At 67.5% G+C, this 11980-nt stretch carries 9 protein-coding genes; all 9 read left to right on the forward strand.

Annotated features, from left to right (window positions below; all coding sequences use genetic code 11):
• Positions 1-157: 157 nt before the first annotated feature.
• Positions 158-1417, forward strand: a complete 1260-nt coding sequence (repA, locus tag GM910_RS01720; protein ID WP_159585739.1) for a plasmid partitioning protein RepA — start codon at positions 158-160, stop codon at positions 1415-1417.
• The gene (gene repB, locus GM910_RS01725) at positions 1414-2487 is read left to right on the forward strand and encodes a plasmid partitioning protein RepB (protein ID WP_159585740.1); all 1074 of its coding nucleotides are present in this window, start codon (positions 1414-1416) and stop codon (positions 2485-2487) included. The genes repA and repB overlap by 4 nt, the downstream gene beginning before the upstream one ends.
• A gap of 210 nt (positions 2488-2697) precedes the next feature.
• Complete coding sequence (repC, locus tag GM910_RS01730) at positions 2698-4056, forward strand: plasmid replication protein RepC (protein WP_159585741.1); 1359 nt, start codon at positions 2698-2700, stop codon at positions 4054-4056.
• Between the two features lie 185 nt (positions 4057-4241).
• A complete protein-coding gene (locus GM910_RS01735) occupies positions 4242-5411 on the forward strand; it encodes an RHE_PE00001 family protein (RefSeq protein WP_159585742.1) in 1170 nt (389 codons plus the stop codon).
• 143 nt (positions 5412-5554) lie between these two features.
• Positions 5555-6109, forward strand: coding sequence for an invasion associated locus B family protein (locus tag GM910_RS01740; RefSeq protein ID WP_159585743.1), 555 nt, complete (start codon positions 5555-5557; stop codon positions 6107-6109).
• Between the two features lie 96 nt (positions 6110-6205).
• Positions 6206-7135 carry a ChaN family lipoprotein gene (locus GM910_RS01745; RefSeq protein WP_246225810.1) on the forward strand — a complete coding sequence of 310 codons (930 nt, stop codon included), beginning with the start codon at positions 6206-6208 and terminating at the stop codon, positions 7133-7135.
• Positions 7132-9177, forward strand: a complete 2046-nt coding sequence (locus tag GM910_RS01750; protein WP_246225811.1) for a filamentous hemagglutinin N-terminal domain-containing protein — start codon at positions 7132-7134, stop codon at positions 9175-9177. The genes GM910_RS01745 and GM910_RS01750 overlap by 4 nt, the downstream gene beginning before the upstream one ends.
• Positions 9178-11046, forward strand: coding sequence for a ShlB/FhaC/HecB family hemolysin secretion/activation protein (locus tag GM910_RS01755; protein WP_201285382.1), 1869 nt, complete (start codon positions 9178-9180; stop codon positions 11044-11046). It begins immediately after the preceding gene.
• Between the two features lie 48 nt (positions 11047-11094).
• Positions 11095-11946: a tetratricopeptide repeat protein gene (locus GM910_RS01760; protein WP_159585744.1), complete on the forward strand. Its 852-nt coding sequence runs from the start codon at positions 11095-11097 to the stop codon at positions 11944-11946.
• The last annotated feature ends 34 nt before the right edge of the window (positions 11947-11980 follow it).

The raw sequence follows: 11980 nt of genomic DNA on the forward strand, positions 1-11980 counted from the left end.
TCGCGGTATGGTGCGGTCGTTGTAGAGGGGTTGCCGTCCGCTGGGCGGCATGGAGGGAATTTTATCCCCGCCCTTTCGTGTGCGCGTAGAATGTGCAGTCGGTGGGCATGGTGCCGCCGATGAGCCAGGGATGGGCCGTGCGCCCGAAGGGAGTTCGATGTTGGACAACGCGGTGGACCGGACGATAAGCGTTAGCGTGGCGGCCGACGAGCGGATCGCCGCCGACGCCGCGCTGCTTTCCGAGCAGCTTCGCGCCTTGCGCGACCGGGTCTTCCCGCCCTCCTCGCAAAAGTCGCTGCGCACCTTTTCGAGCGGCGAGGCGGCAAAGCTCGTGGGCGTCTCCGACGGCTATCTGCGCCAGCTTTCCATCGCCGGCGATGGGCCGCAGCCGGATACGGGGCCCAGTGGCAGGCGGTTTTATTCGCTCGCCGACATCAACGCGCTGCGCCGGTATCTGGCCGAGCAGGCCCGCGCCAAGGGCAACCTCGCCAAGGCGCGCTCCTACGTGAAATGGCGGGATCTCGATACCGAGCACCTGCAGGTGATCGCCGTCACCAACTTCAAGGGCGGCTCCGGCAAGACCACCACCAGCGCCCATCTGGCCCAGCACCTGGCGCTCGCCGGCTACCGGGTGCTGGCCGTCGACCTCGACCCGCAGGCCTCCCTTTCCGCGCTCTTCGGCTATCAGCCGGAGTTCGACCTTTCCGGCAACGACACGCTCTACGGCGCCATCCGCTATGACGAGGAGCGGCGGCCGCTTTCGCACATCATCCGCAAGACCTATTTCGACGGCCTCGACATCGTGCCGGGCAATCTGGAACTGCACGAGTTCGAGCACACCACGCCGCGCATGCTGGCCGATCGGCAGGTCGGCAGCGGCGCCGACGAGTTCTTCTTCGCCCGCATCCAGGCAGCCCTTGCCACCGTGGCCGACGATTACGACGTGGTCGTCATCGACTGTCCGCCGCAGCTCGGCTTCCTGACGCTGTCGGCGCTCTGTGCGGCCACGTCGGTCATCGTCACCGTGCACCCGCAGATGCTGGACGTGGCCTCCATGAGCCAGTTCCTCTTCATGACCGCCGACCTTCTGTCGGTGGTGCGGTCGGCTGGCGGCACGCTCAATTTCGATTTCCTGCGCTATCTGGTGACCCGCTACGAGCCCAACGACGGGCCGCAGACGCAGATCGTCGGCTTCCTGCGCTCGCAGTTCGGCGAGCGGGTGCTGACGGCGCCGATGGTGAAATCGACGGCGATTTCCGACGCCGGGCTGACCAAGCAGACGCTCTACGAGGTCGGCCGCGACAGCTTCACCCGCTCCACCTACGACCGGGCGATGGAAGCGTTGACAGCTGTCAACTCCGAGATCGAGGGCCTCATCATCGAAGCCTGGGGCCGGGGCGAGGGAGGCGGCGCATGAGCAAGCGCAAGGACCATCTGAAGGCGCTGTTCGGCGGCGCCCCGCTGCCCGGAGAGGAAGCGCCCTCCGCGGCCCCGCAGACGGGCCGCGCGCCGGAGACGAAATCCTTTCCCTCGCCGACCAAGGCCGGCCCGCCCCGCAGCGCCTCGGGCGCGGTCAAGGCGATGGGGCTGACGCTCGACGGCGTGACGCGCGAGATCGACGAGGCGCGCGCGATCCGCGATACCCTCGCCAAGGGCGAGCACATGGTGGCGGTCGACACCGCGCTGATCGACCCCTCGCCCGTGCGCGACCGGCTCTCCGGCGAGGAGACGGGCGAGGAGGATTTCGAGGTGCTGGTGGAAAGCATGCGCGAGAGCGGCCAGCAGGTGCCGGTGCTCCTGCGCCCGCATCCCGAGAAGGCCGGCCGCTATCAGGTGGCCTACGGTCATCGCCGCGTGCGTGCCGCCGCCCGGCTGGCAATCCCGGTGCAGGCCGTCGTGCGCCAGCTCGCCGACGAGGAGCTGGTGCTCGCCCAGGGCAAGGAAAACAGCGAGCGGCGCAACCTCTCCTTCATCGAGCGCGCCTTCTTCGCCAAGTCGCTCATACGCCATGGTTTCGACCGCGCCATCGCCCAGCGCGCGCTGTCCGTCCACAAGGCCGACATCACGCGGCTCTTGGCCGTGGCCGACGCCGTGCCGGAGCGGGTGGCGCAGGGCATCGGCCCGGCGCCCAAGGCCGGCCGCGAGCGCTGGATGGCGCTGGCCGAGTACCTGCAGCGGGAATCGGCCGCCGTCATCGCCGACGATCTGGTCACCTCCGAGAGCTTCTTGAAACTGCCGACAGACGAGCGCTTCCGCTCGCTCTTCGAGCGCGCCGCGCGGCTTTCGAGATCGCAGCGGCCCGGCAAGCCGGCGCCCCAACAGATCGCCGACGAAAAGGGCAGGGTGCTCGCCCGGCTCAGCGAGGGGAAGAAGCCGAAGCTCGAATTCGACGAGACGGTTGAGCCGGGCCTTGCCCGCTACATAGCCGAGCGCCTGCCGGAGCTTGCCGCCCGCTTTGCCGAGGACAAGGCCGACAGGACGGATTGAGGATCGCCGTGGCTCTGGCCACGGTGCGTATGGAGTGAAACGAGGACCAACGGAAAGAGGAAAACCGCGCAAGAAAAAGGCCCCCAGAACGTCGCCATTCCGGAAGCCCCTTTCGATGTAGCAATCTGAAAGAATCACTTCCGACCGGTAATGTCAAGCATCGGCGTGCTCCGGTGACGTCTTTTTCTTGCCTTTTGAGAGGCAGGAGCCATGTCGGAGAGATTTGCCGTCTCGCCATTCGGCGGGAAGGGGTTGGTGCGCGCGCAATTTGCCCTCAACGAGCAGGTTTTGCGGGCACGCCGGAAGAGCCAGGCCGGCCACACGGCTGCAGTTGCCAACGGAGAGCGCGGAGAAGGGAGCGGCCCCGACAAGTGGAAGCTCCTGCGCGCCATCACCGAGGCGCGCACGGCACTGAAGCTTTCCAACCGCACCATCATCGTGTTGGAAGCGCTGGTGAGCTTCCGCCCGGAGCGCACCCTTGCCGTCGGGCGGCCGCTGGTCGTCTTTCCGTCCAATGCCGAATTGTCGCTGCGCACGCGCGGCATGGCGCCGGCTACCCTGCGCCGCCATCTGGCCACCCTGGTGGAGGAGGGCCTCGTCCTGCGGCGCGATAGCGCCAACGGCAAGCGCTACGCCTGCCGCGATGAGGAAGGGCGCATCAAGACCGCCTTCGGTTTCGACCTGTCGGCGCTTGCCGTGCGCGCGCCCGAGATCGAGCGGCTGGCCGCGGAGGCCCGTCGCCGGGCAGCGGCCGTCCGCACGCTCAGGAGCGAGATCACCATCCACCTTCGCGACGTGGCGGCCATTCTGCGGGCCGCGGAGGAGGAGGGCAGGGGAGATGCCTTCTCCGCTCTCCGGCAGGAGCTGGAAGCGCTTTCCGGCCGGCTCGGCCGCAACACGGATATGGAGATGCTTCAGGCGCGCCGCGACCACCTGGTGACGCTGCGTGCGCGGGTGGAAACCGAGTGGCTTTCCGGAACGCCGGAGCCCGAGGAGGCACCGGAGTTGACAGCTGTCAACTCTGCGGCCCAGCCCATGGAAACGCTATCGAAAAACGGAAAAGTGAGCGCCAATGACGCGCAAAATGAGCGCCATATAGAGAGTTCAGAATCCGAAGACTCTTCTAAAAATAGAGGGGATTTTCCTGAATTCGCCGACCGCGCGCGCAGCGCTTCGTCCCTAAAAGTTGACAGCTGTCAACGCTCGCTACCCGACGCGCCGGACATCGCCCTTACCTCGGTCCTCTCCGCCTGTCCGCAAATCGGCGATTACGTCCCCGGAGGCATTCGGGGCTGGCACGATCTTGCCAAGGCAGCCGATCTCGTGCGTACCATGCTGGGCATCTCCGGCGAGACATGGCTGCAGGCGCGGCGAGCCATGGGAGACGTCAACGCAGCCATCGTGGCGGCGGCAATGCTGGAGCGGGCGGACGAGCTCAAGTCCCCCGGCGCATATCTGCGCGACCTGGCAAAGCGCGCCAAGGAAGGCGGGTTCTCGCCAAAGCCGATGCTGAGCGCGCTGGTTTCGGCACGGCTGCGAAAGGGGCGGAGAGCGCGGGTCGATGCTTGAGTTCGAACACGAACTGCGCCATAGGGTTGAACCCGCAGCAGCGATGAACGCGACGGCACATCTCGACCGCGTTTGCCGTGATGCCGCCGCTTAGACCGGTGCCGTTGCCTCAAAAACGCAAATCCCGACGAGCGGAAGAAAAGGCCGAGATAACTTCCGTATGATAATATGCTAAGTGTCCCTCTATGGGGCATGATTCGCTTGATCTTTCGAGCCATGGGTTGCTTAAGCCGCTGGTCCGCGCCGAGGATCTGCTGGCGCGGCTGGACGAGCGGGTGGCGCGCAGCAATCAGGGGCCCGGCTTTGTCGAGAGGCAGCACTTCACTGATGCCGCCGCCGCCCTGTGGCTGGCGGGCGAGCTGGTCCATGTGGAGGACCTGGTTCTGCATGACGGGCGCATGGACGTGCGCGCGCCGACCCACGAGATCACCCGCGCCCATGGCGTCCTGCGTGCCCGCCGGCGCATTGCCGGCAACCGTCCGGACTGGGCGCTCTCGCCGGCCGGGCTGGGCGTGCTCGTCGCGCGGGAAGGGGAGGGGGCTCCCCCGCCGGTGATGCCGGCCGAGGCGCCGGGACACGCGGAGCGTGCGCGGGAGGACGACGAGCCGGAGCCGCTGGCCGAGGAATTCGCGGAGATCGACGCCGTGCTGGCGCGCGCCGGCCGGACGCTTGCGGAAAAGGGTGCGGTTCAAGGTGCCGACACGCTCTCGGCGCCGTGGCCGCTGCCGGCGCCCGCCGCTTCGGGCGGCTTCGCGGAGGCCGGCGAAGCTGCGCTCGGCGCCCTGATGCGCGATCCTGACCGGGATGAGACCGCCCTTCTGGGTGAATGGCTCACCGTGGTGCGCCGGGCCGAGGCGGAGGCGCTGCCCCCCGTCATGGCCGCCTTCCTCGCCTGGGAGGCATGGGAGCGGATCGAGCCGCTGGAACGCCAGCGCTGGCTGGGCAACCTCCTGGTGGCGGCGCTGTTGCGCAAGAGCGGCAAGACCGGCGCCCATCTGGCGGGGCTTTCGGCGGGCCTGCGCGACATTTCGCGCGAACGCCGGCAGAGCCGCGACCGGGCGACACGCTGCCTGGCCTTCCTCGAAGCGTTGAGCACGGCCGCACTGGCCGGCGCCAAGGAGATCGACCGGCTGGAGCTGGCGGCCGCCCAGATGGAGCGGCGGCTGAAAGGCAAGCGCCGCAACTCCAGCCTGCCGAGGCTCGCAGAGCTGATCCTGTCACGCCCGATGGTCTCGGCCGGTCTCGTCGCCGCCGAGTTGAAGGTCACCCAACGCGCGGCGCTGAACCTGATCGACGAGCTCGGCGTGCGTGAACTGACCGGCCGCGGACGCTATCGGGCGTGGGGAATCGTGTGAGGGGCTTTTTCAGAATACTCGCATAAATTGAATTTTGTTCGCATCAACACTTGCTTATGCGACGCTAGTCTGGCAAATAGCGGCCCGCGGGGCTAGGCGAAATGGACGTGCGTTGCGCGGCCAATGGCACTTAGGCTGCTGAGATGAAAGACTGTCTCCCGCCGTATCTTCGGCTCCGCGCACACCTATCGACATTCATTCTCGTTGCATCGGCCGCCGCGTCCGGGTCCGCGATTTTCGCTCCCGCCGCTATTGCTTCGACGCGGTTCGACGACTGGGAACTGGTCTGCCCGGCAGAGGGGGAAGCCGCGGCGTCGGCAGCCACCGAGGCGGAAGGGGCATGCCGGCTGCAGCAGGCGCAGGCGGTGAACGAGGGCAAAGACGTGGTGTTCCTGTTCAACGTGGTGATGCAGGAGAACAAGCCGATCGCCATCATCTCGACGCCGCTGAACGTCTATCTGCCGGCCGGCCTGGAACTGCGGATCGATGGCGGCGGTGCCAGGCGGGCCGCCTTCGAGACGTGCAACATTTCGGGATGCCACGCCGGATTTGCGCTGGAAGGGCCACTTCTGGCGGGACTGCGCCGCGGCAATGTCCTGTCCGTGACAATGAAGGATTCCAAGGCGAGCCAAGTCCCCGTCGAGGTATCGCTGAAGGGGATAACCGCCGGTCTGGAGGCGCTCGCGGAGCAAAATTGAATCACCTGTGAATTCTGTCTGTAAATTTTGAACGCGTTGATTTTTAAGGTCGGAACGGTAGTGCAGCGAAAGATATCCCCAAACACATGCGCATGGTTGCAGGCGGCGCCAGTCCTCCTCCTTCTTCTGGCGGCGAGCGCGGTCGGCCCGGCACTGGCCGAGCCCGGCCTATACGCCCGGTGCGAGGAAGGGCGGATCGTACGCGCGGCGACCGGCGTCGAAATGGATTTCTCGTCGCTTGCGCCGGAGCTTGCCGAGGCGGGCTTCGTGCTGTTCGGCGAGCGCCACGGGGTGCGTGCGCACGCCGAGGCCTCGGCCTGCGTCCTGAGCGCCATGGCGGCGGACAGGCGCCCGGTGGTGCTGGTGATGGAGATGCTGTCGCGCGACGACCAGGATGCGATCGACGGCTGGCGCCGGGCGCATCCGGAGAACGCGGCCGGCCTCGGCGCGGAACTCAAATGGTGGCAGCGCGGCTGGCCGCCCTTCGACAGCTGGCTGCCGCTGATCGGCCGGGCCTTCGGCCTGCGCGTACCGCTCTACGGCGGTGACCTGCCGGCGCGCGAAAGCCAGCCGCGCGACCTGACGCGCGAGGAACGGACAGCCCTGCTGCAGCGCCTCGGCGAGGGCAGTGAGGCGATCCTCGAGAACTGGCGGGCGGCCATGCACGCGGCTCACTGCGGGCTGCTTTCGCCGCAGGAGGCCGAACGCCTCGGGCTGCACCAGGTGCGCCGCGACCTTTCCATTGCCGATGCGGCGCTTGTCGCCGCTGCGGGGGGCGGCGCGGTGTTGCTTGAGGTGGGGCGCGGGCACAGCCGCAAGGACCGCTCGCTTCATGCCGTCCTTGCCAGCGGGTCGGCCGGCGGACCGAAAAGCACCACGCTCAGCATCGGCGCCTTCACGACGAACGAGGCGATAACGCCCGCCGACCGCGCGGCCCACGACTTCCTTTGGGTCGTCGGCGAGGACAGGGCGGCGGTGGAGCCCTGCGTGCTCGGCGACACGCCGGCCAAGGAGAAAAAACCGTGACTTTCAGACCCGGCTTCCGTTGCGCGGCCCTGTGCTGCGGCCTTTTCCTGGCGGGCATGGCGCGGGCCCAGGTGGAGCCCGACGGCGGCACCGCGACGAGCGTGACGACCGATCCGGTCTCCGGTGCCGCCAACGTGTCGATTGCCCCGCCCCCGAACACCGCGGGGATCAGCCACAACACCTATTCGCGCTTCTCAGTCGCGCCGGCGGGGGTGAACCTCGACAACAGGAGCGTCAACGCCCGCACCATCCTCAACGAGGTCACCTCCTCGCGCATTTCCAACCTCAACGGCCCCCTGGAGGTCCTGGGCGCGCGGGCGCATGTGATCCTCGCCAATCCCAACGGCATCTCGGTCGACGGCGCCAGCTTCAAGAACACGGGCGGCGTCGTGCTTTCGACAGGGCGCCCTTCCATCGTTGCCCGGCCGACCGCACCCGGCTTCACCCAGGACAATGTGGTTCTCAACACCGGTGGCGGCCGGATCGACGTCGGAGGGGGCGGGCTTGCCGGTGCCATGACCAGTCTGCAGCTGATCGCCGGGCGCATCCGCGTCGACGGGCCGGTCGAGAACACGTCGGAGAACGAGCGGGCGGATGTGCGGCTCCTGGCCGGCGGAAGCCGCGTGGAATACGATTCGGCCATCCTGCCGATCTCCGATCTTGAGGACTGGGGCGAGGTGACCGAGGAAGGCACGGCAGACGACGGCATGGCGGTCGAGATCACCTCGCGCGGTTCGCTGAAGGCGAACAGGGTCCGCATCCGGGCAACCAACCGGGGCGCCGGCGTCAGCCATGCCGGAAGCGGGCTCGCCTCGCGCGGCGACTTCATCATCGACGCCAGCGGCAAGGTGACGACGAAAGGTTCGATCAAGGCGGCGAAGGATGTGCGCATCACGGCGGGATCCATCGCCTCCTCCTCCTTGCCCGGCAAAGAGCAGGCGACGATCGAGGCCGTCAACGGCGCGCTGACGCTGCTCGCGACCTCGGGCGGCATTTCCAACACGGGCGTCCTGATGCAGGGCAGGAGCCGCAACGCCGCCGACGCGAACTCGCTCGGCGGCGCCACGCTGCGGGCGGCGGGCGACATCGATCTCCTGACGGAGAATGCCGAGCAACTGGCAATCGTCTTTTCCTCCGTGGACGACCTCGTGGTCCAGGCAAACGGAAACGTGACGAACGACACGGGGAGGCTTCTGTCCAACGCCACGGCCCATGTGTCGGCCGGCGGGAACATCGCCAACGTGACCGACATGGTGGCGCCGGGCGAGACGATCGGCGAATGGAAGCGCGAGACGAGGCGCGGCAAGCGCTTATGGTACACGCTGTGGCTGGAGCGCGAGCGCACCGAGACGATCAGCGTCACCTATGGCGACCCGCGGGTCCAGGACCAGCAAGCCTATATCGTGGGGCTGGATGTCGATTTGCAGGCCGGCGGCGACGTCATCAACCGCGGCAGCTCGATCAACGCCGACATCCCCGACGAGGGCGCTCCGGAAGGCACGACGGGCGGGTCGCTCACCGTCGCTGCGGGATCCTCGATCCTGAACGAGGCTACCGCCAGCGGATCCCTGCGCTTCACCAAGACCTGCCGCCTGACCTGCGTCGGCTACGGCTCGTCCGACGTGAGCCTTGTGGGCGGACGGCTCAACGCCGACGGCGACATCCTCCTCAGCGCCGGGGAGCGCATCGACAACAAGGGCGGGCAACTGACCGGGCTTCGCAATTCCGTTTTGTCGGCCCCGGAGGTGACACTTACGGGCCTGCGGGTGCCGAGCATCCATACCCGCCCGCCCGGCCTCTACAATTTCTGGTCGGGATCCTCGGCCTGGATCGGCACGGAGGATCTGGGCGGTGTCTTCACCGTGCCTGAGGGCAGCCTCCTTATCGACGCCGTCGAGCCCGTCAAGGTCGACGCCGGCATCCTCGACGCGCAGGAAGACATCATCATCCCGAGCGGCGTCGAGATCGTCGCCCCGCCGTCCAGGGACCTGCCGTTCGGCAAGGACCCTATCGGCCTCTTCCGCAAGTTGAGCGGAAACTAGATGGAGGCTGGCGAACGCTGGGGGACATTGGCGAAGGCGTGGGAGCCCCGCCGGCACTGGCCGGTGGGCCTCGCCGCCGTTCTGGCGTCGCTTGCCTGGGATGGCGCGCTGGCACAGGCCATCGTCCCCGCGGGGCAGCAGGCGCCGGGCGCTTCGGGGCTGCTTGCGGCGGAGGGCGAGCCGGAGCCGATCCGCATCCCCACCGGCGGGACGGCTGCCGATGACGGGGAAGGGGCGGCCGAGCCGTGCTTTCCGGTCGACACGATCGAGATCGCCGGCGATCACACGCTGGTGACGCGCCAACAAATCGTCGAGGCGGTCAGGCCGCACGCCGTTTCCTGCCAGGGCAACACCAGCGTCGGCGGCCTTCTGGAAGCCGTCAGCGGGCTGTACGCGGAAAACGGGTTCGTCACCACCCAGCCCTGGCTGCCCGAGCAGGACATCGCCGCCACGAGGACCCTGACCCTGCGCGTCGTGCCGGGCCGGGTCGACGAGATCGTCTATATCGAGAAGCACAAGCCCTGGCGGTGGTTCCTGCCGCGCATGGCCGACAGCACCTCGCGGCTCTTCAAGGCGGAAGGCCCCGGCGATCTCGTCGGGAGAGCGGGGGACTGGTGGGACGCCGTCGACGACGATCTCGACCGCTTCGCCCTTTTGCCGCCGTCGGCGCGCATCGCCATGGCAAGGACCGTCGAGGACGGCGATGTCCTGCAGCTCGACGCGCTTCAGGGCACGCTCGATGCGCTCAACAGCGTGTCCTCCCACGACGCGAAGGCGGATCTGGCGCCCGGGCGCGTGTCCGCCACTTCGAAGGTCACCATCGAGAACCGCGTCGAGGACACGTTCCGGCTGTACGCCGGCTACGACAACAAGTCGGCCTCCGGCATCGACCGCCGGCGCTTCGGCATCACGGCCGAAAAGGACAATCTGATCGGCATCAACGACAGCTGGTCGGCGACCTTGCGCAGCGACGTCGACAGCAATGAGCTGTCCGGCAGCGTTTCCGTTCCGGTGGGCAGCCTGACGTTCACGGGCAGCGGCACCTGGTCGGAGAACACGACGGAGCTCGATGGCCTGACGGAGTTTTACTACACCATGTGGAGCGCCTCCGCCGGCGTCTACTGGACGGTGCAAAACACCAAGACGGCGCGCACGACGCTCGACCTGACCCTCGATCACCGCGAAGAGAACCGCTACATCGGCGGCCTGAGACTGGACGAGCAGCGCGTCACCACCCTTGCCACCGGCGTCACCTACACGCGTCTTTTCGAGCAGGGCTCGGTGTCGGGCCGTCTCGGCGTGACGGTCGGCCTGCCGATCCTGAACGCCAACCGGGACCCGGACGACGCCGCTTCCGACACGGCGCGCTATCAGTTCGCCAAGCTCGACGGCGAACTCACCGCGACCTACACCATTCCGCAGACGGCCTCGCTGTCGTCCTCCCTCAAGGGGCAATGGACGGAGCGCCCGCTCCTGTCGAATGATCAGATGACGATCGGCTCGGTGGAGACCGTGCGCGGGTACTCCAAGGATTTCATGAAAGCCGACAGCGGCTTTGTCTGGCGCAACGAGGCCGCCTTCGCCGTACCTTCGCAACTCCTCGTCAAGGGAGAGACGGCGTCCGCCGAATGGGCCCGCGCGGTGCTTTCCCGCGTCAACCCTTACGTCTTCCTGGACGGCGGCCTCGGCCACGACAACGCCAACGACATCACCGGCTACCGCGTCTCCGCCGGGCTCGGCGTGCGCTATGGCGGCCGGACATTCAGCTACGACGTCGGCTACGCGTTCCGCCTTGCCCACGACGACAAGACGACCGACGGCGACGCCACCGGCGAGCTGTTCTTCAACCTGCGCCTGAAGGTTTTTTGACTGAAAAGGATTTGGCTCATGCATTTTCATATTCCAGGAAAGAAAGAGATGACCGGGCTCCTGCGGAGGCTGGCAATCGCGGCGGCCCTCGCCACCACTGGGCCGGGCCTTGCCCATGCCGACGCGCTGGAGGAAGGCAAGGTCCTTCTGGAGAAGAAGGATTTCGCCGCGGCGGCGGAAAAATTCGCCGAAGGGTTCGACGCGGGCGATGCCGAGGCGGGCTTCCATCTTGCCCGCATGGTGGAGCTCGGCGTCGGCTTCGCGCCGGACCTCACCAAGGCGCGGGCGCTTTATATCGCCGCCGCCGAGAAGGGCTCGGCCGCGGCCATGAACCGGCTCGGCCTCATGCATCTGCGCGGCGAGGGCGTGCGCCAGGATTTCGCCGCCGCCGCCGAGCTCATCTGCAAGGCCGCCGACCTCGGCAACCCGGAGGGCCAGTTCAACTGCGCCGGCCTCTCCCTTGAGGGCACGGGCCGCGAGAAGGATCCCGCCGCCGCTTTCGCCAACTATGAGAAAGCGACCGAAAGCGGCCATACGGGCGCCCGCAACATGGTGGCCGTCCTTCTGCGAACCGGCACTGGAACCGAGCAGGACCCCGAGAAAGCGCTCGGATATTTCGAGAAGGGGGCTTCTCTCGGCAATCCCGTGGCGCTGTTCAGCTTTGCCGAGATGTTGGAAAACGGCGAGGGCACGGCGGCCGACCCCGTGCGCGCGCATCTTTACTACAACCTGGCCAACGAGCGCAGCCACCCCGGCGCCAAGGCCGCCCTCGACCGCCTCACCACGACGATGACGCCCGAACAGATCGAGGAGGCGCAGGCGCGAGCCAGGAACTGGAAGCCGGCCGGGGGCGCGACGGGGCGCAACGGGAAACGCAACTGTAGTGCGAGGGCGACATGACTCATCTGGAATCGAGAGGCCTGGCGATGACTGC

It is taken from the genome of Chelativorans xinjiangensis, from assembly GCF_009812055.1.
GTDB classification, from domain to species: domain Bacteria; phylum Pseudomonadota; class Alphaproteobacteria; order Rhizobiales; family Rhizobiaceae; genus Chelativorans; species Chelativorans xinjiangense.